The organism is Nocardioides albus (genome assembly GCF_014648255.1).
In the GTDB taxonomy this organism is placed as follows: Bacteria; Actinomycetota; Actinomycetes; order Propionibacteriales; family Nocardioidaceae; genus Nocardioides; species Nocardioides albus.
Window position 1 is genome coordinate 371,976 of sequence record NZ_BMQT01000005.1, and the last position, 18,937, is coordinate 390,912.

Sequence of the window (18,937 nt, forward strand, 5' to 3'; positions counted from 1 at the left end):
TGGTCGCCGCTGTTTGGTTGTCCTGACATCAGGTCGACCAGACCTACGTCAGGAGTATGCAAGCAACGTCTCATCGATCCTCTCCCAGGCCGTACGGAGCTCCGCCAGGTCCTCGGGCCGTCTCCGGGCCAGGTCGGCCTGCTCACGTACGTCCTCGCTCAGGTCGTAGAGATGGTCGGTGCCGTCGAGCTGCAGATACTTGAGCGAACCGCGGCGCAGCGCACGCTCTCCGCGCATGCGCCAGAAGAGGTCCTGGGTCTCGCGCGGTCGGCCGCCGAAGAGGAGCGGAACCACGCTGGTGCCGTCGAGCGGATAGTCCGGCGACGGCGTCGCGCCGGCGAGCTCCAGGAAGGTCGCGGTCCAGTCGGTGGTGACCACCGGCTCGTCGCTGACCTGGCGACCGCGCAGGGTGCCGGGCCAGCTCAGGATGGTGGGCACCCGGATGCCACCCTCGTTGAGGCCCGATTTGGCGCCGGTGAACGGCCATACGTTGGAGAACCGCTCGCCGCCGTTGTCGCTGGCGAAGAAGACGACGGTGTCGCGGAGCTGGCCGGTGCGCTCGAGGGCCTTGATGACCTGGCCGATCGACTGGTCGAGGTCCTCGACCATGGTCTTGTACGTCGCCAGCGAGCCGCCGTCATTGTGGAAGAGCACGCCCTTCTCCCCGCCCTCGATCCGGGCGGTCAGCTCGTCGCTCACCGCCTTGTCGTCGGGCCCCTCCCAGGGCCAGTGCGGCGTGGTGAAGTTGAGGTTCAGGAGCCAGGGAGCGTCGTGGTCGCGCTCGATGAAGCCGACGGCCTTCTCGGTGACGATCTCGGTGTAGTAGCGAAGGTCCTCGACCTCCACCTCGTCCTCGTAGAGGTCGTGGTCGCCGTTGTGGTTGATCTTCGAGAAGTAGTCGAGGCCGCCGGAGAAGTTGCCGAAGAACTCGTCCCAGCCGACCCGGGTGGGGCTGTACCAGGGCAGGAAGCCGCAGTGCCACTTGCCGAAGAGCGCCGTCGCGTAGCCCTGGTCCTTGAGCAGCGAGGCCAGCGTCGGGTGGTCGAGCGGGATGCCATGCAGCTCGTTGGGCGAGCTGATCGGCTCCGGAAGGCCGCCGGGGAGGCGGCCGGGGTAGCGCCCGGTGTAGAGGCCGAAGCGGGTGGGGGAGCAGACCGAGGAGGCGGAGTACGCATCGGTGAACCGCACCCCTGAGGCCGCGAGCCGGTCCAGGTTTGGCGTCTTGATGTCGGGCGCGCCGTAGGCGGACAGATCCGCCCAACCGAGGTCGTCGCCCAGGATGACCAGGAGGTTGGGCTTGCGCCCGGGCCGGCTGACCTTACGTGGCTTGAACGGCTCTTCGGCGGCGGCGTTGGCGGGAGCAGCGAGGCCGGTCGCGGCCACCGCACCGGCGCCCGTGGCCAGGAGTCGGCGTCGGCTGAGCTTGCTGGGGGAGGTCACTGTCTTGCCTTTCTTTATTGAATAACTAGTAATAGAAGGGTATGAGAATGCCCGGTCCGTGGTCCGGGATCTCGGGTTGCGGACGCGGCAGGGACTTTTGTCCCTGGTTTATTGGCCCTAACCAAAGCCGCGATCTGGCGTTACCTTGGTAAAGGACGGACTGCTAGGGGGTGGGACCTGTGCAGAGAAGACGTGACCGGATCACGCCGGTCCTCTTCGCGATCACCGTCATGCTCGCGCTGGCGGTCGCCGGGATCATCCATCTCGCCCACGGTGGTGAGGTGATCGGTCCGTTCGCGGTCGCCGACCAGGTCAGCTCGACCACCGAGCGGACCAACACCCCCTACGTCTGCTGGGACGGGAACGGGGCTGGATCGCTGACCCGCTGCCCCGACCCGCGGGGCGAGGACGGCATGCAGTGGGTCTTTCCCGGCCATGACGACGCTGCCCGACGCGGCGGGTGCTCCCGCAGCGAGACCGGCGCGCGCGACCCTTCGACAAGCTCAGGACAGCGCCTCTTCGTCGAGTGCTCGATGTCCTGGCGAGGCCACCAGGTCTACCTCCACTACGCCTACTGGGGTGAGTGGCAGACCGGCCGCAAGAAGTACGACGCCGCCGGCTCGGCCCCGCGGATCGAGCAGCGCCCCGACGGAGCGATGTCGCTCTCCTGGCGCCCGCGCCGGCTGCCCACCCCCCACGGCGAAGCCACCTGGGTCACCGCCCAGATGGTCGAGGGCCACGGCTGGAGCGTCGCTGCGTACGCCGGGGATGCCGAGATCGCCCGGGCGGCCCTCGAGGAGTTCGGCGAGATCCGCGACCTGCGGGAGTGGCGTGGGCGGCCCCGATGATCGGACCCAGATCATCGGCCCGGGGTGACGACTCGGGGGATCCGGCACTTCTGACGTAGATTTCTGCCCGTGACCGAGACTTCGTCCGCTGCCGTTGCGTCCGATCTTCCGCTCCTGGACACCGTGCACCACGCTGCCGGTGACCCCGACCGAGAGCAGCCCTGGGCTGAGCTCGGTCTGAAGGAGGACGAGTACGCCGAGATCAGGCGCATCCTCGGCCGCCGGCCGACCGGCGCGGAGCTGGCGATGTACTCGGTGATGTGGTCCGAGCACTGCTCCTACAAGTCCTCCAAGGTCCACCTGAAGCAGTTCGGCGAGATCCCGCAGGAGACCCCGGCCGGCAAGATGCTCGCCGGCATCGGCGAGAACGCGGGCGTGCTCGACGTCGGCCAGGGCTACGCGGTGACCTTCAAGGTCGAGTCGCACAACCACCCGTCCTACGTCGAGCCGCACCAGGGCGCCGCGACCGGCATCGGCGGCATCGTCCGCGACATCCTCGCGATGGGTGCCCGCCCGGTCGCCGTCATGGACCCGCTCCGGTTCGGCCCGCTGGCCGAGGAGGACACCCACCGGGTGCTGCCCGGCATCGTCTCCGGCATCGGTCACTACGGCAACTGCCTGGGCCTGCCCAACATCGGTGGTGAGGCCGTCTTCGACGCCTCCTACCTCGGCAACCCGCTGGTCAACGCGCTCTGCGTCGGCGTGCTGCGGCACGAGGACCTCCACCTCGCCAAGGCGAGCGGTGCCGGCAACCTGGTGATCATGTACGGCGCGCGCACCGGCGGCGACGGCATCGGCGGCGCCTCCATCCTCGCCAGCGTCGAGTTCGACGAGGACGGTCCGGCCAAGCGCCCGAGCGTGCAGGTCGGTGACCCGTTCATGGAGAAGCTGCTGATCGAGTGCACTCTCGAGCTCTTCGCCTCCGGCATCGTGCGCGGCATCCAGGACTTCGGTGCGGCCGGCATCTCGTGCGCCACCTCCGAGCTCGCCGCCGCCGGTGACGGCGGCATGCACGTACACCTCGAGCGGGTGCCGCTGCGCGACTCGACGCTCGCTCCGGAGGAGATCCTGATGAGCGAGTCCCAGGAGCGGATGATGGCGGTCATCGCGCCCGAGGACGAGGCGACCTTCATGGACATCTGCGCCAAGTGGGACGTCGAGGCGGCCGTGATCGGCACCGTGACCGGCGAGGGCCGGCTGCGCGTCGACTGGCACGGCGAGACCATCGTCGACGTCGACCCGACCACCGTCGCCCACGACGGCCCGGTCTACGAGCGCCCCTTCGCCCGCCCGTCGTGGCAGGACGCGCTGCAGGCCGACGTCGCCGAGAAGCTCCCGCGGGCAACCTCCGCCGACGAGCTCCGCGAGACCGTCCTGAAGCTGGTCGCCTCGGAGAACCTGTGCGACAAGTCCTGGATCACCGAGCAGTACGACCGCTACGTGCGCGGCAACACCGTCCTCTCCCAGCCCGCCGACGGCGGCATGATCCGCGTCGACGAGTCGACCAACCTCGGTGTCGCGCTCGCCACCGACGCCAACGGTCGCTTCGCCAAGCTGGACCCGTACGCGGGCGCCCAGCTGGCGCTGTCCGAGTCCTACCGCAACGTGGCCTCGGTCGGCGCCAAGCCGCTGGCCATCTCCGACTGCCTCAACTTCGGCTCCCCGGAGGACCCCGACGTGATGTGGCAGTTCGCTGAGGCCACCCGTGGTCTGAAGGACGCCTGCCTCGAGCTCGGCATCCCGGTCACCGGCGGCAACGTCTCCCTCTACAACCAGACCGGCGAGACCGCGATCCACCCCACGCCGGTGGTCGCGACGCTCGGAGTGATCGAGGACGTCACCACGCGTACGCCTTCGGACTTCCAGGCGGCCGACGAGGTCGTCGTCCTGCTCGGTGAGACCCACGAGGAGCTCTCCGGCTCGGAGTGGGCGCATGTCGTACACGGCCACCTCGGCGGGCTGCCGCCCAAGGTGGACCTGGCGGCCGAGAAGGCGCTGGCCGAGCTGCTGCTGGAGGCGCGTTTCGTCACCTCCGCCCACGACCTCTCCGACGGCGGCCTGATGCAGGCGCTGGCCGAGCCGGCGATGTCGTCGGGGATCGGCGTCTCGGTCACGCTCGCCGGCGACCCGTTCGTCGCGCTCTTCTCGGAGTCGGTCGCCCGTGCCGTCGTCACCGTGAAGGCCACCGACGTCGAGCGGCTCACCTCGCTGGCCGAGCGTCACGGGGTCGCGGCGACGAAGCTCGGCGTGACCGGCGGTTCCGCCTACCAGATCGCCTACGACGGTGGGACCGTCGAGATCCCGCTCGAGGAGCTCACCGGCGTCTGGCGCTCGACTCTGCGGGACGCGCTGGCCTGATCGGTGCGTCGCCGGCGCGGCTTGCGGTGGATGATCCACTCGGCGATCAGCAGGTTCACGACCCAGCTGACCCACGCTGAGGCCGCGGCGGCGCTGGCGAGGGTGGGGTCGTCGGTGCCGAGGTCGGCGCCGTTCATGAGGTCCGGCACGAAGATCATGATCAGGACGGTGCCCCAGAAGCGGTTGGCGATGATCGAGAACGCCATCGCATAGCTGCGGTACATCCATTCGCGGTGGTCCTTGAAGCGACGCTGCCGCGCGGCCCGGTAGCCCTGCACGGTGAACAGCAGGAACAGCACGGCCAGGAAGGTGTTGCCGACCTGCTGGGACGGTCCTGCGGCGGGGAACTGGCTGGTGACCAGCGCCCCCAGGCCGGTGGGGATCGCGGTGACGACATAGGTGCGACCGGTCCAGCGGTGCACCTTCGGATGGTTGGCGCGCAACCACGGCCACAGCTGGAGTACGCCGCAGCAGAGCATCACCGAACCGAAGAAGATGTGCGTCACCAGTGCGGGGTAGAAGGCCGGCCCGCGGTCGGTCTCGACGAGCGACTGTGACGGGTCCAGTCCGACGTACCGCGGCAGCGCCGTCACCAGGAAGATCACCGTCGCGGCGGCCAGCGGGAAGACCCACCACTGGCGCGCCAAAGGTCGTTTCAAAGTGCTCATGAGCCGTCCGATCTAATCGCGTACGTGATTAACAGTTTATAGAGTACGCAGAAGAAAGTGCCGGTCAACCCGTTTCTGGAGGGAGCAGGGCATGATGGAGGTGATGAGTTCCGACCTGATCCCTCGTCTGTGGGGCAAGTCCCCGCCCGGCCGGCGCGGCCCCAAGCCGGCGCTGAGCGCCGCCCAGATCGTCGAGGCCGCGTACGTCATCGCTGATGAGCAGGGTCTTGCTGCCGTCTCGATGGCTCGGGTCGCCGAGGCGCTGGGCTGCTCGCCGATGGCGCTCTATCGGCACGTGAAGAACAAGGACGAGCTGCTCATCCTGCTCGCCGACCGGCTCTGTGCGGAGCTGGTGGAGCCGGCGCGTGACCTGGGCTGGCGCGATGGTCTGGCGGCCTGGATGCGCGCGCAGGTCGACCTGTCTCTGAGTCGGCCGTGGTTCCTCGATCTGCCCCTTGTCGGCACGCTTCCCGGACCGAACCGCCTCGCCTGGATCGATCTCGGGTTCTACTACCTCCGAGAGGTGACGCTGCCCCCGGAGGAGAAGATGGCGATTCTCGGCATCATCTCGCAGTACGCCTTGGGTGAGGCGAGGATCGAGGTCGAGTCTGCCCGGTTCGAGGACAACCCCTATGCGAGGTTCGAGGAGATGCTCGTGACGTACGCGGATCCGGAGCGTTTCCCGAACCTGATGGAGTCGATGGCCGCCTGGCGGCCTGCTGGGCCTGGCGCGGAGTCCGACTCTGACGACCCGTCGGCTTTTGGGCAGAGCCTGCTGATGGCCGGGATCGCGGCCCACATCGAGCGCCACCTCGGACGCAGCACTCCCAAGTAAAGGTAGATACCCTGGCGGGGATGTTCCCCCACCTGCATCGCCCCGTGTCCTATGTCCTCGCTCTGCTGTTGGCTGCTGCCGCGCTGCTCGTCAGCGCTGGTCCGGCGTCCGCGGGGGAGGGCGGAACGATCAAGCGGCTGGCGAACTCCGCTCGTGCCGACGCGGGCCTGGACCCGCTGACGCGCGACTCCGCCCTCGACGGTCTGGCGCGGAAGTGGGCCTACAAGATCGCTGCCGACCGGGCGCTCTCGCACAACCCCGACCTCGCCGAGCAGGTGCCGGAGGGGTGGCAGGGAGTCGGCGAGAACGTCGCCATGGGCTATCGGACTGGCGCGGAGATGCACCGGGGCTGGATGAACTCCGATGGGCACCGGGCCAACATCCTGGGCGACTACACCCACATCGGGATCTCCTTCGTGGAGGTCGACAACACCACCTGGGGCGTCCAGGTCTTCGCCAAGTACCCGCCGGGCGTGCGGCCGACTGAGAAGCCGAAGGCCACCGGTGCGCCGGCGCCGACCGCCCCAGCGGAGACCAAGGCCCCGACTCCCCGGCAGACCGCGAAGCCCAAGAAGTCGGTGACGGCTTCGCCCAGCCCCTCGCGTACGCCCTCAGCGTCCGTTTCCGCGTCGCCGTCGACGTCGCCTTCGGCGTCAGCCTCCGAGTCGGAGTCTTCCTCGGCCCCGCCCGTGGGCGACTCGGAGACGGCGGGCCCGGTGACGTTCACCGACGCCTCGGACGGTCCGACCCCCGCCTCCAGCGGGCTGTTCGGGATCGGCTTTGTCGAGATCGCCGTCGGGCTGCTCGCGCTGTCAGGGCTGGGGCTGCTCATCTCTCTGCTTCTGGCCCGGCGCCGGCGCCGCGAACCGCCCCGGCCTGACATGCAGGGCCCTCGGCACGCCCGGCCCGTCGGGCCGTACCCCGGTGGCGGACCGGTCTATCGGGGCCAGGTCCATCCCGCCGGACCCGGTCCCGGTCACCCCAACCCGGGTTACCCGAACCCTGGTCGCCCCAACCCGGGCGGCCCCAAGCAGTATCCCGGCGACCGCCGCCCCTGGTAGGAACTAGTCGGCGACCGCGGCGGGGACAGGCCGCGGGCTGCCGACGGAGACGCTCCGAGCTGACGGCGTACGCCGGAAGGCGAGGAACGCGACCACGCCCGAGATCGCCATCATCGTGACCGGCAGCCAGAACGCGACCTGCAGCGCCTCGGCGGCCAGTGGCGCGACCGCTGCTCGCTCGGCGGGAGCGAGGGAGCTGAGCGCTCCGATGCCATCGCTGCCCAGTCCGGGAAGGCGGGACGAGAGCGCGGCGGCGAGGAGCACCGAGACGCCGGCGGTGCACAGCGCAGTGGCGACCTGGTTCAACACGTTGATCATCGTCGAGCCGGCGGGGATGGCGCTGTCCTCGAGGTAACGGGTGGCGATGGTCATGGTCGGCAGCATCACGAACCCGGCGCCCGCGGTCGCGACGGCGTGGGTCGTGGCCAGGGCCAGCATGGGTGCGTCCGCGCTCAGCTGGAGCGCCAGGGCGCCGAAGCCCAGGGTGGAGACCACGATCCCCGAGCCGATCACCGGCAGCGGCGGGAAGCGGTCGATGAGCCGGCCGGAGATCTGGATCATGATCCCGGCCGCGATACCGGCGGGAGCCATCAGCAGACCGGCAGTGGTGGCCGACTCGCCGCGGACGACCTGCCAGTAGAGCGGCACCAGGATCATCGAGCCGAAGTAGCCGCCGGCGAAGCAGACCAGCAGCGCGGCACTGCCGCCGGTCAGGCGCCGCTCGAGCAGCCGGACGTCAAGGAGCGGCGCCTCGACACGGAGCGCGTGCCGGACGAAGAGCGCCACGAGGACGATCCCGGCTGCGATCGGGAGCAGCACCTTCGCGGAGACGAGCGTCCCTTCGGCGAACGAGGTGCCCAGCACGAGGAGCGCCATCGCGGGCGGAAGCAGGAGCAGGCCGCGTACGTCCAGGCGGGCGCTCGGACCGTTCTCCAGGCGCGGCAGGTTGCGCAGCCCGAGGATGATGCCGAGCAGGCCGAGCGGCAGGTTGATGAGGAACATCCAGCGCCACGACATCGTGTCGAGCAGCCAGCCGCCCAGCACCGGCCCGAAGACCGGACCGACCAGCACCGGCAGGCCCATCAGGGCCATCAGCCGGCCCCGCTCCGCCGGCGGCGCCGAGCGTAGGGTCAAGGTCATCGCCGCCGGCATCACGAAGCCGCCGCCGAGTCCCTGCAGCACCCGGAACGCGATCAGCGACTCCACGTTCCAGGATGCGGCGACCAGGCCTGAGCCGATCGTGAAGACCGCGATCGCGGTGATGAACACCTGGCGGGCGCCAAACCTGCCGATCGCCCAGGCCGCCGCCGGGATGACCGTTGCCAGGGCGAGCGTGTAGCCGGTGGCGACCCATTGGATCACCGGTAGCGAAGCGCCCGTCTCCTGGGAGAGACGGGCGATCGCAACCGCGACGATCGTGATGTCGATCGGGATCATCACCGTGCCGGCGATGACGGTGAGCACGATCGTGGTCGGGCTCGGAGCCGTGCGGGGTCTGGGTGTCATGCGCCCAGTCTGGAAGCTAAAGTGAACTTGAGGTCAAGGGTCTCGACGGGCTCAGTTCGACCTCTCCATGGTTCGTACGCCGACGAGCACCCCGACCGCGGCGACGGCTGTCGCCGCGACGAAGCCGCTGAGGACGACATCGGCCGGGAACTCGCCGGCGAAGAGCGCTCGGGCCGCCTCCACGACGTACGTCATCGGGTTGATGTCGCTGAGGAACCGCAGCCAGCCGGGGGCACCATCGAGGGGGAGAAGCACGCCGGAGAGCAGCAACAGCGGGAAGATCAGCATCTGCTGGACCGTCCAGAAGACCCAGTCCTGCTCCTTCGCGGCGGTGGCGAGGGCGAAGCTGAACGCGCCGAGGCCGATCGCGAAGAGCGAGACGATGACCGATCCCACCAGCGCCCCGCCGAGGTGGAGGTCGAAGCTGAACGGGGTCACCACTGCCAGGATGACCGCCGTCTGGAACAGCACCGGCACGACCTCCTTCAGGGCCCGTCCCACCAGCAGGGACGGCCGGGAGAGCGGCGAGACCAGCAGGCGCTCGTGGGAGCCGGAGCGGATCTCGGCGGTCAGGTCCGCTCCGGTCATCGAGGCACCCATCAGCGCGGTCATGACGACGATGCCCGGCACGAACCACTGCAGCGCGCTGCCGTTCTCGACGTCGGGCAGGAGCGGCGCGAAGAGGCCCAGGAAGACCAACGGCTGCACCATCGCGAAGAGCATCGATGCGGGCTGGCGAAGCTTCGGGGTGAGCTCGCGGGACAGCACGGTCCAGGTGTCGGTGAGGAAGCCGGTCGGCCTGCTGAGGGTGCGACTGGTGCGCCGGGCCTGGGCGGTCGGGACGGTGAGGGTGGTCATGCTGCTGCTCCTTCGGTCTGGGTGGTGGGCTGTGTGGTGGACTGGGCCGACTCGCGCAGACTGCGTCCGGTCAGGTCGAGGAAGACGTCGTCGAGGGTCGGGGGGCGGACCTCCATCCGGATCGCCGGCGTGCCGTGGGCTGCCAGGTCGATGGCCAGGGCCGGTGCGCTGTCGGCGCCGCGCGGGGTGCGGATCGAGACCTGTGTCCCGGCACGATCGATGACCGTCGGGCCGGACAGCGCCGACTCGGCGCGGGCCGCGGCGGCCGTGGCATCCGCCTCGGTGCTGAAGCCGAGGAGCACCAGGTCGCCGAGCCGCTCCTTGAGTCGTGGGGCGGTGTCGTCGGCGATCATCACACCGTGGTCGATGACGATCACCCGCCCTGCGAGTGCGTCCGCCTCCTCGAGATAGTGGGTGGTGAGCACGATCGTGGTGCCGTCCTCGTGGAGCCGGCGGATCTGCTCCTGCAGGTTGGCGCGGTTCTGCGGGTCGAGGCCGGTCGATGGCTCGTCGAGGAACAGCACCTCGGGGCGGTTGAGCAGACCGATGGCGATGTCGAGCCGCCGGCGCTGGCCACCGCTGAGCGTCTGGACCGTGCGGTCTGCGTACTCCTGCAGGTCGAAGGCCGAGAGCAGCTCGTCGATGCGCGCCTTCGCGGCAGGGCGCGGGATGCCGTGGGCACGAGCCTGGGACATCAGCTCGTCGCGTCCGCGCTGGATGTACGCGGCAGCGTTGCCCTGGCCGACGTAGCCGATCGAGCGCCGGACGGCCCCTTGGGCGCGGACGACGTCGTGGCCGGCGACCTCGGCGGTGCCGGCGGTGGGCGGGATGAGGGTGGTCAGCATCCGCAGGGTGGTCGACTTGCCGGCTCCGTTGGGACCGAGGAACGCGACGAGCTCGCCTTGGTGGATCTCGAGGTCGAGCCCGCGTACCGCCTCGACGGTCTTCTTGCCTCTGGTGAAGTGCTTCGTCAGCCCCTGCGCCCGGATCACCGGTGGCTGGTGGGTGTGGTTCGTCATGTCTCCAGCATCGGAAAGCATCCGGTCAGTTTCTGACCGCTTTGGAAAAATGATTCGTAATCCGGTTTAGACGGCCGACGAGTGGGTAAGAGACAGACAGCGCGGCGGCGGGCGGCTCGAGGAGGGGGCGAGCCGGCCGTCGTGCGGGCTCCTTGCCGGATTCCTGGCTAATCAGGTCATGACTTGACCGCAATGACGCCTAGGGTCTGTCTCATGAGTACGAGCGCCCGGATGCTGCAGCTGCTCTCACTGTTGCAGACCCACCGTTTCTGGCCCGGCACGGAGCTGTCCGTACGCCTCGAGGTCAGCGAACGTACGCTGCGCCGCGACATCGAGCGGCTGCGCGATCTGGGCTACGACGTGGATGCCACCCGCGGCATGGCGGGCGGCTACCAGCTCCGTGCCGGCAACGCGCTGCCGCCGCTGCTGCTCGACGACGAGGAGGCGGTCGCGATCGCTGTCGGGCTGCGCACGGCCGCCGCCGGACTCGTGGCCGGGATGGGGGATACCTCGGCCCAGGCGCTGGGGAAGGTCGTGGCGCTGATGCCGCCGCGGCTGCGGCGACGGATGGACGCCGTCACCTCGCAGACAGACTCGCTGCCGTGGGGCGGCCGGGTGTCGCTGGACGCCGGGGTCCTGGGTGTCCTGGCGCAGGCCTGTCGCGACGACGAGGCGCTGACCTTCACCTACCAGGCACCCGAGGCCGAGCCGACCCTGCGTCGGGTCGAGCCGCACCGGCTGGTGGCGCTCGGCAACCGCTGGTATCTCCTCGCCTACGACCGGGTGCGCCAGGACTGGCGCTCCTTCCGGGTCGATCGGATCACCGACCCAGCGACCACCGGCCAGATCTTCCGGCCGCGGGAGATCCCCGGCGGGGACGCGGCGACCTACGTACAGGCCGGCATCCGTTCCCGGCCGGCCGCGCACGACGTCTGCATCCACTTCCAGGCCGAGGCCGACGCGGTCGCGCGACACGTCGGGCGCTGGGGCCAGGTCGAGGCCGCCGAGGAGGGCTGCCGGATGCGGATGCAGGTCGACGACCTGGGCTGGCCGATGATGATCCTCGCCGGCATCGACGCCGACTTCACGGTCGAGCAGCCCGCCGAGCTGGCCGAGATGGTCGCGCGGGCCGGGGAGCGGTTCGTCCGCTCAGGCGCGGTCGCGCCCTAGCCACTCCTCCCGCAGGAGCCCGTAGACCACCAGGTCCCGGCGCTCGCCGGGGTAGGCCTGCGCGCCACGCATGGTGCCCTCGTGGGTGAACCCGAGACGCTCGGCGACCGCACGGCTGCGCTTGTTCATGACCGAGGTGTCGATGATCGCCCGGGCGATGTCGTACTCGTTGAAGAGCGTGTCCAGCAGCGCCGAGACGGCCCGGGTGATCAGCCCACGACCCTCGTACGCCTCACCCAGCCAGTAGCCGATCGTGGCCGACTTCTCGTAGAGGTTGATCCGCGCGGTCGTGGCGCCCGCGACCTGGCCGTCCTGGCGGATGACGCACGGGATCGCCTCGCCCTGGACCCACTGGTTGAGCAGGTAGGTGCCGAACCCGGCGACGCTGAGCATCGTCTGCGAGCTGTGCGCCCAGGGCTCCCACTCGCGGAGGTGGTCGAGGTTGGCGTTGATGAGCTTGTGGACGGCGAAGTCGGTCGATCGGTCGCGCAGGACCATCTCCGCGCCGTTCCCGAGGTCGATGCTGAACAACTGGTCTCCTACCGTGCCGGACCGGAACTGGATCGTACGCTCTCAGCCGTCTCGCAACGTCTCGAGGAGCAGCGTGCCGTACGCCCGCATCTGGGCGAGCACCGGGACGACCTCACCCTGGAAGCGGCAGATGACCGCGTACGCCGCCCGCCGCCCGCCGACGTCCAGCAGCCCGACCTCGGCGCGGACGCCCTCGTCGGTGCCGGTCTTGCTCCACACCTGCAGGTCCCTGTCCTGTTCGTTGTGAGCCAGCGGGTCCAGGCCGAAGGCGGAGGCGACCATCGACAGGTCGGTGGACGGCGCCAGCCAGGACAGGACGGTCGGGTGCGGCGTACGGAAGTAGGTGACCCAGTCGGCGGCACAGCCGACGGAGAGCATCGGCGGATCCTCGGGCCTGCGTACGTCCCGGACCGAGTCGTTCAGCATCGACCCGCCGGGGGCCAACCGCTCTGCGACGGCCTGGACCGGAGCGAGACCGACGTGGTCGAGGAGCACGTTGGTGGCCAGGTTGTCCGAGACCGCGCCGACCAGACGGGCACAGTCGGCCACGGTCAGCGCGGGGACGTCGAGGTGTTGCCACAGTCCGCTGTCGGCGACCGGGTCGACCGTGCCCTTGCGCAGCAGCTGCCGCGCCAGCGACGGGTCGCCGTCGAGCAGCTCGGCGAGGTGGTGCAGCAGGAAGAGCTTTCCGACGCTGGCGGTCGGCAGCAGCAGTTCGGGGGCGGACTCGACGAGGGTCTCACCGGAGCCGGTGTCGACCGCGAGGATCGACCATTCCGTCGAACTCACTGATCCTCGCGAAGCTCGCCGACGACCTGGATCTTCTGCCAGATCTTGCTGGAGAGGTCGACGGTGAGACCCTCGACCGTGCTGACCGTGTTGAGGACGACGTTGTCCTGGGAGTCCTCGGCGCACAGCGCCGCGGTCTTGCCGACGAGGCTGAGCAGCTCGGAGCAGTAGTCCAGGTAGTGCGCCAGCTCGTCGGCATCGAGGGTGAACCGAACGCTGGCCGGCGTCGGCGTGAATCCGGTGCGCAACCTCTCGGGGTCCTTGGTGAGCTGGTGCATGTCGATGATGTGCGCCAGCGAACGCAGCCGGTGCAGCAGCCTCAGCGCCCGCGACCGGAGCAGCCGCTCCGGGATCGTGTAGAGGAAGAAGATCGCGACCGCGGCGAAGATGAGGTCGTTGACGGTGCTCTCCACCAGCGGCAGCCACTGGACACCGGTGAGCGTGTCGTCGCCGAGTGCCGTCGTGATCCCCCAGATGATGGCGCCCAGCGCGAGCGCCAGGACGACCAGGATCAGCATGCGAGAGACGGCGCGGGTCCAGAGCAGCCGGCGTCGGAGCAGATCCCCGACGCCGGCGGACTCCCTGATCAGGCCGGCCAGCTCCTCGGCGACCTTCACCAGGCCCCGGTCGGGGAAGCGGGCCGCGATCCGTCCGTGCAGCGTCTCGACGGTCCTCAGCACCATCTCCGACTCGAGTCTCTCCAGGCCCACGTCAACGGAGCGTAGTGGTCGCGCGCTGCCGTGGTGGGCAACTGCCGTAGAAAGAGGTTCCGCGGGAACCTCTAAGGTGAGGGACGTGCCAGCTCGACTCAAGCCCGCGGCCGCCGCCGATGTGGCCGATGCCCTGGATCGCCTACGCGCCGGGGAGCCCGCCAAGGCCGACCTACGGCTCCTCGCCAAGCACTTCCTCGCCGTCCTCGAGCAGCGCGCGCCCGGCAGGAGCGTCGAGGTCCGCGTCCCGCCGTACGCCGCGGTGCAGTGCATCGAAGGCGTCAGGCACACCCGGGGCACCCCGCCGGCGGTGATCGAGACCGACGCGCTGACCTGGATCGCCCTGGCGACCGGCGCGATGACCTGGCCCGAAGCCGTCGAGCAGGCCCGTGTCCGGGCCTCGGGAGAACGCACCGACCTCTCGGCGTACCTGCCCCTCGTGGCGGGGTAGTCCGGGAGCAAACTGCCCATTTACCCGTCAGTAATAGGCAGTTTGCTCCCGGACTACCCGGACGTCTAGGAGGAGTTATCCACAGGGGTGTGGATAACTGGGTGCTGCGAATGGTTGTGTTGCGCATGCTGGGGGCATGGTGAAGCGTGCGCGGCACTTCGAGCCCGTGGGGTGGTCAGATGAGCGGCCGCATGCGGTGATGCCGGTGGCCATTGATCCCACCGGGAGGGCAGGGCCGACGACTCGACAGAGCCGTGGCCGGGGTTGGAGGCGGGTGTGGCACGGGCTGTACGTCCCGGCGAGTGCTGACCCAAGAGATGCGCAGCAGAGAGTGCTGGAAGCTGTCGTCCTGTTGCCGAACCTCGGTGCGATCACCGGATGGGCGGCATACGCGTGGGTCGGCGCGAAGTGGTTCGCCGGGATGGGGGAGGGGCGACCGGTGACGTTGGCGACGTACGGTCACAAGCTTGTCGCTCGACCAGGTCTGGCCATCTCGGCCGAACGGATGCCGCCTCAAGAACGCTGCTGGGTCGACGGGCTTCCGATCACGAACCCCGCCAGGTCGATCGCCTTCGAGATGCGATACGCCGCGGACGTACGCGAGGCGGTGCGGTGGCTCGACCTGGCGATGGCAAGCGATCAGGTGAGCACGGCCGAAGCGGCGGCGTACGTGGCGACCCTGAACGGGTGGACCGGTGTCGGGATGGCTCGCGAGGCGATCGGACTGGCGGACGAGAACGTCTGGTCGCCGACCGAGGTCGACCTGCGACTCCTCTGGCGGATCGATCTCGGGCGCACCGCTCTGGTGTGCAATCGGCCGGTCTTCGATCTCGAAGGTCGCCATATCGGAACTCCGGACGTACTCGATCTCGAGGCCGGCCTCGTCGGGGAGTACGACGGCAAGCTTCATCTGGAAGGCAAGCGGCGCGCCGTCGACATCCAACGCGAAGGTCTGTTCCGCGCAGCGGGCCTCGAGTACGTCACCATGGTCTCCCGCGATCTCCAGGACCCGAGCGGCTTCCTCCGCCGAACCCTCGAAGCACGCTCCCGGGCGCACCGCACCCCGGTGGCCGATCGCCGCTGGACGATCGATCCGCCCAGGTGGTGGACCCCCACCCATACCGTCGAACAGCGGCGAGCTCTGACCGCCGTGGAACGAAACCGGTTCCTGGGGAATCGAGCGATGGGAGGGTGAGCGTCGGGGTAGTCCGGGAGCAAACTGCCCATATACCCGTCAGTAATGGGCAGTTTGCTACCGAACTACCCCGCCGGCGCCCTCCCAGATAACCTCGCCTCATGAGCCACTCCACCGAAGACATCAAGGCCCGGGTAGACGACCTTTTCCCCGGGATCCGCAAGGACCTCGAGGACCTGGTGCGGATCGAGTCCGTGAGCGCGGACCCCGAGCGCCTGAGCGAGGTCGAGAAGAGCGCGGAGAAGACCCGCGACCTCTTCGCGGCCGAGGGCTTCGACGTGGAGATCGTGCGCGCCTTCGACGGTGCCCCGCCTGCCGTCGTCGGCGAGAAGAAGGGCCCCGAGGGAGCCCCGACGGTGCTGCTCTACGCCCACCACGACGTCCAGCCGGAGAACGACCACGCCGACTGGAACACCCCGCCGTACGAGCCCACCGAGGTCGGTGACCGCCTCTACGGTCGCGGTGCAGCCGACGACAAGGCCGGCATCGCCGCCCACATCGGGGCGGTTCGGGCGCTGGCCAGCCTGGACGAGAACGGTGATCTGCCGGTCACCGTGCGCCTCTTCATCGAGGGCGAGGAGGAGGTCGCCTCCGCGACCCTGCCCGAGCTGCTCGGGAAGTACCAGGACAAGCTGCGGGCCGACGTCATCGTCATCGCCGACTCCGGCAACTGGGACATCGGCGTTCCGGCCCTGACCACGTCGCTGCGCGGTCTCATCCGGGTCGACGTCGAGCTCCGCACCCTCGGGCACGCCGTGCACTCCGGCATGTGGGGCGGTCTGGCCCCCGACGCGATCATGGCGCTCGTACGCCTCCTCAACACCCTCTGGGACGAGAACGGCGCTCCTGCGGTCGAGGGCCTCGTCTCCGGCCCGGCGGCGGACGTCGACTACCCCGAGGAGCGGCTCCGTGCCGAGTCCGGGGCGATCGCCGGCCTCGAGTGGGTCGGCAAGGGCAGCGCCGTCGAGCGGATGTGGACGCAGCCGGCGATCACGATCACCGGCCTGGACGCGCCCAAGGTCGACGGCGCCTCCAACACGCTGGCCCCCAGCGCGCGCGCCAAGGTCACCATCCGGATTGCCCCTGGCGACTCCGGTGAGAACGCCGTCGCCGCCCTCCAGAAGCACCTCGAGAAGCACGTCCCGTGGGGCGCCGAGCTGACCACCAAGGTCGTCGACACCGGTGAGCCGATCGCCCTGGACGCGACCGGCCCGGCCTACGACGCGGCCCGGGCCGCCTTCACCGAGGCCTGGGACGGCACCGCCCCGATCGACATGGGCGTCGGCGGCTCGATCCCGTTCATCGCGGAGTTCCTCGATGCGTTCCCGCAGGCCAGCGTGCTGGTCACGGGTGTCGAGGACCCCGACACCCGCGCGCACGGTGCCAACGAGGGCCTTCACCTCGCCGAGTTCCGACGCGTCGTCGTCGCCGAGGCGCTGCTGCTCCAGAAGCTGGGAAGCCGCTGATCGTTCACCGAGTTACCTCGGTGGAGTGACACTGCCTTCGTGGAGTTCCGCGAAGTCGGTGTGTGCTCACCGAGGTAACTCGGTGAACATCCGCACGCGCTGCTAGACACCAGGCAGCGTCAACGCCACCCGGGTGCCCTCACCAGGCCGGGAGTCGAGCTCGACCAGCCCGAGATGGCGCCTGGTGATCAGCTCGACCAACGTCAGCCCGAGCCCAGCTCCGCGCGAGCCACCCAGCGCGGAGTTGGTGCCTCGGTAGAACGGCTCGAAGACCTTCGACTGCTCCTCGTCGGAGATGCCGACGCCTGCGTCGGCGATGATGATCGTGACCTCGTTGCCGGCGCTGTAGAGCATCACCTGCACCCGTGATCCCCGATGGCTGTAGGTCAGCGCGTTCTTCACCAGATGCAGGAAGGCCGCGCGCAGCTCGCGAGGATCACCGACGACGTACGCAGGCCCGGTCGGTGTCGTCAGCACGCACTCGATGTCCTTCTGGGCGGCGTCGGGATCGAGCTCGTCGAGCACGTCGTCGAGCATCTCGGAGACCTCGATGGTGGTCTCGCCGGGCACGTTGGCTGGGTCGCGGATCCGGGAGAGGAGCAGCAGGTCGCTGACGATGCCCTCGATCTGGGCGCTGCGTACGGTCAGCGTCTCCACCTGGACGATCCACGGCAGCGTGTTGACCGGCTCTCCGGACAACGCGTTCAACGATGTGCCGAGGGCGTTGACCGGGATCCGGAGCTCGCGGGCGACGGCCTGGATCAGCCGGTTGCGTTCGCGATCGGCCTCGGCCAGATGCTGGGCGAGGTCGCGCTCCTGTGTGTAGGCGTTCGCGGTGAGCACGATCCGTCCGAAGTCGCGGCCCAGCTCCATCGCCAGCCGGCCTTCCGCGTCGGTCCAGGTGGGCCGTCCGGGCGAGCGGAGCAGGACGATGTGGCCCAGCCACTCGTGGTCGGCGCCGACCGGCACGACCAGAGCGCTCGCCGCCCCCAGCGTCTCGAAGAACTCGCGGGCGACGGCGGCCTGTTCACTCCAGTCCGAGGAGTCGATGACCCGCTCGCGGCACAGGATCGAGTAGGTGCCCTCGGCCCAGTATCGAGATGTGTTCCGCGAGGTGAGCGAGGCCAGGCCCGGATCGGGCTCCCAGCTGAGGCCGGGGGTCGCGTGCACGACCATCTCGTTGTGGGGCCCCTTGGTCGCCATCCAGATCCCGTCGGCACCCAGGCCGCGGATCAGCGCATCGTGGCTGGCGTCGAGCACGTCGGCGAGGCTCAGCTTGGAGCTGGCGTCGCGCAGGAACTCCTTGGCGGTCTCGAGGTTCGCGGCGCGTTCGTAGAGCCGCTCGCGCTCGAGGTAGCCGAGGACGACCCGCTGGGCACGTTTGGCGAACCGGTTGAGCACCCGGCGCTGGGTGAAGTCCGGCCTCCGGCCGCTGACCGGCATGTCCACCGAGATGCAGCCCTGGACAGAGCCGTCGCCACCGAAGATCGGTGCGATCAGCATGTCGTGCGGGTGCCAGGCGTCGGGGGCGTCGATCATGTTGGTGGTGGCGACCCAGCTGCCCTCGTGAAGGACTCCCTGCTCGTGGGGGATGAACCGCCAGGCGCCCCAGTTCTCACCGCGCGAGAGGTCGTCGTGCAGGTTGGAGAGTGGCCACAGGGTCCCGAGGATCTCCTCGGCGGTCTCCCGCTCGCCATGGGCGTTCAACCCGCTGACGACGCCGTTGATGGCAACCACCTCGAGCTCGTTGCCCCGGACGACGTTGACCACCGCGATGCCGAAGCCGAGCAGCTCGCAGATGCCCTCGGCGATCATCTGCAGAGCAGGATCGACCGCCGAGAGCGCCACAGACGACGACTGCCTGCTCGACGTACGCTGCGGCACGTCGAGGGCTTCGGCTGACTGTGGTGGGGGCATCCTTGCTCTCGGGTAGGTCGGTCAGGGCAGGTGTTGCAACTGCGTGGCAGTCCTGAGGACCTTGGCACCACGGAGTGTTGCACGAATCACCGATCCTGTGCAGGCGTAGGTGCCC

General features: G+C 69.3%; 17 protein-coding genes. 8 read left to right on the forward strand and 9 right to left on the reverse strand.

Features of this window, described 5'->3' with window-relative positions; all coding sequences use genetic code 11:
* Positions 1-48: 48 nt before the first annotated feature.
* Positions 49-1,440, reverse strand: a complete 1,392-nt coding sequence (locus tag IEY84_RS13045) for a sulfatase-like hydrolase/transferase (RefSeq protein ID WP_183548000.1) — start codon at positions 1,438-1,440, stop codon at positions 49-51.
* 179 nt (positions 1,441-1,619) lie between these two features.
* Here IEY84_RS13045 and IEY84_RS13050 point away from each other — a divergent pair, with 179 nt between their 5' ends.
* Together IEY84_RS13050 and purL are read left to right on the forward strand one after the other, a co-directional pair.
* Positions 1,620-2,288, forward strand: coding sequence for a hypothetical protein (locus tag IEY84_RS13050; RefSeq protein ID WP_183548002.1), 669 nt, complete (start codon positions 1,620-1,622; stop codon positions 2,286-2,288).
* A 69-nt stretch (positions 2,289-2,357) separates the two neighbouring features.
* Positions 2,358-4,646, forward strand: a complete 2,289-nt coding sequence (purL, locus tag IEY84_RS13055; RefSeq protein WP_183548004.1) for a phosphoribosylformylglycinamidine synthase subunit PurL — start codon at positions 2,358-2,360, stop codon at positions 4,644-4,646.
* On the opposite strand, the gene IEY84_RS13060 is transcribed toward purL, so the two are convergent.
* Positions 4,565-5,314: a DUF2306 domain-containing protein gene (locus IEY84_RS13060; RefSeq protein ID WP_183548006.1), complete on the reverse strand. Its 750-nt coding sequence runs from the start codon at positions 5,312-5,314 to the stop codon at positions 4,565-4,567. The genes purL and IEY84_RS13060 overlap by 82 nt on opposite strands.
* A 103-nt stretch (positions 5,315-5,417) precedes the next feature.
* On the opposite strand from IEY84_RS13060, the gene IEY84_RS13065 reads away from it, so the two are divergent.
* Together IEY84_RS13065 and IEY84_RS13070 are read left to right on the forward strand one after the other, a co-directional pair.
* Positions 5,418-6,149, forward strand: coding sequence for a TetR/AcrR family transcriptional regulator (locus tag IEY84_RS13065; RefSeq protein WP_229788632.1), 732 nt, complete (start codon positions 5,418-5,420; stop codon positions 6,147-6,149).
* 20 nt (positions 6,150-6,169) lie between these two features.
* Positions 6,170-7,210, forward strand: coding sequence for a CAP domain-containing protein (locus tag IEY84_RS13070; RefSeq protein WP_183548010.1), 1,041 nt, complete (start codon positions 6,170-6,172; stop codon positions 7,208-7,210).
* A 3-nt stretch (positions 7,211-7,213) separates the two neighbouring features.
* Here IEY84_RS13070 and IEY84_RS13075 read toward each other — a convergent pair whose 3' ends face one another.
* The 3 genes from IEY84_RS13075 to IEY84_RS13085 are packed head-to-tail and all read right to left on the reverse strand — an operon-like array spanning position 7,214 to position 10,593.
* Positions 7,214-8,716, reverse strand: a complete 1,503-nt coding sequence (locus IEY84_RS13075; protein WP_183548012.1) for a DHA2 family efflux MFS transporter permease subunit — start codon at positions 8,714-8,716, stop codon at positions 7,214-7,216.
* Positions 8,717-8,767: 51 nt separating this feature from the next.
* Positions 8,768-9,574 carry an ABC transporter permease gene (locus tag IEY84_RS13080; protein WP_183548014.1) on the reverse strand — a complete coding sequence of 269 codons (807 nt, stop codon included), beginning with the start codon at positions 9,572-9,574 and terminating at the stop codon, positions 8,768-8,770.
* Positions 9,571-10,593: an ABC transporter ATP-binding protein gene (locus IEY84_RS13085; RefSeq protein WP_221209014.1), complete on the reverse strand. Its 1,023-nt coding sequence runs from the start codon at positions 10,591-10,593 to the stop codon at positions 9,571-9,573. The genes IEY84_RS13080 and IEY84_RS13085 overlap by 4 nt, the downstream gene beginning before the upstream one ends.
* Positions 10,594-10,806: 213 nt before the next feature.
* Here IEY84_RS13085 and IEY84_RS13090 point away from each other — a divergent pair, with 213 nt between their 5' ends.
* Positions 10,807-11,763: a helix-turn-helix transcriptional regulator gene (locus tag IEY84_RS13090; RefSeq protein ID WP_183548016.1), complete on the forward strand. Its 957-nt coding sequence runs from the start codon at positions 10,807-10,809 to the stop codon at positions 11,761-11,763.
* Here the strand turns inward: IEY84_RS13090 and IEY84_RS13095 are convergent.
* Genes IEY84_RS13095 through IEY84_RS13105 form a run of 3 tightly spaced genes read right to left on the reverse strand, consistent with a single transcriptional unit; the run spans position 11,743 to position 13,793 of the window.
* Positions 11,743-12,294, reverse strand: a complete 552-nt coding sequence (locus IEY84_RS13095) for a GNAT family N-acetyltransferase (RefSeq protein ID WP_183548018.1) — start codon at positions 12,292-12,294, stop codon at positions 11,743-11,745. The two genes, IEY84_RS13090 and IEY84_RS13095, sit on opposite strands and share 21 nt — an antisense overlap.
* A gap of 42 nt (positions 12,295-12,336) precedes the next feature.
* Positions 12,337-13,083 carry a serine hydrolase gene (locus IEY84_RS13100; protein WP_183548020.1) on the reverse strand — a complete coding sequence of 249 codons (747 nt, stop codon included), beginning with the start codon at positions 13,081-13,083 and terminating at the stop codon, positions 12,337-12,339.
* Entirely contained in the window at positions 13,080-13,793 is a 714-nt protein-coding gene (locus IEY84_RS13105; RefSeq protein WP_183548022.1) for a hypothetical protein, read from the reverse strand. The genes IEY84_RS13100 and IEY84_RS13105 overlap by 4 nt, the downstream gene beginning before the upstream one ends.
* A gap of 85 nt (positions 13,794-13,878) precedes the next feature.
* Between IEY84_RS13105 and IEY84_RS13110 the strand changes: the two genes are divergently transcribed.
* The 3 genes from IEY84_RS13110 to IEY84_RS13120 all read left to right on the forward strand — a co-directional run bounded on the left by IEY84_RS13110 (position 13,879) and on the right by IEY84_RS13120 (position 16,905).
* Entirely contained in the window at positions 13,879-14,244 is a 366-nt protein-coding gene (locus tag IEY84_RS13110; protein WP_183548025.1) for a sterol carrier family protein, read from the forward strand.
* Positions 14,245-14,575: 331 nt separating this feature from the next.
* Positions 14,576-15,439, forward strand: coding sequence for a hypothetical protein (locus IEY84_RS13115; protein WP_183548027.1), 864 nt, complete (start codon positions 14,576-14,578; stop codon positions 15,437-15,439).
* Positions 15,440-15,540: 101 nt separating this feature from the next.
* A complete protein-coding gene (locus tag IEY84_RS13120; protein WP_183548029.1) occupies positions 15,541-16,905 on the forward strand; it encodes a dipeptidase in 1,365 nt (454 codons plus the stop codon).
* Between the two features lie 102 nt (positions 16,906-17,007).
* On the opposite strand, the gene IEY84_RS13125 is transcribed toward IEY84_RS13120, so the two are convergent.
* On the reverse strand, positions 17,008-18,822 hold the full coding sequence (locus IEY84_RS13125; RefSeq protein WP_183548031.1) for a sensor histidine kinase: 1,815 nt from the start codon (positions 18,820-18,822) through the stop codon (positions 17,008-17,010).
* Positions 18,823-18,937: the final 115 nt, after the last annotated feature.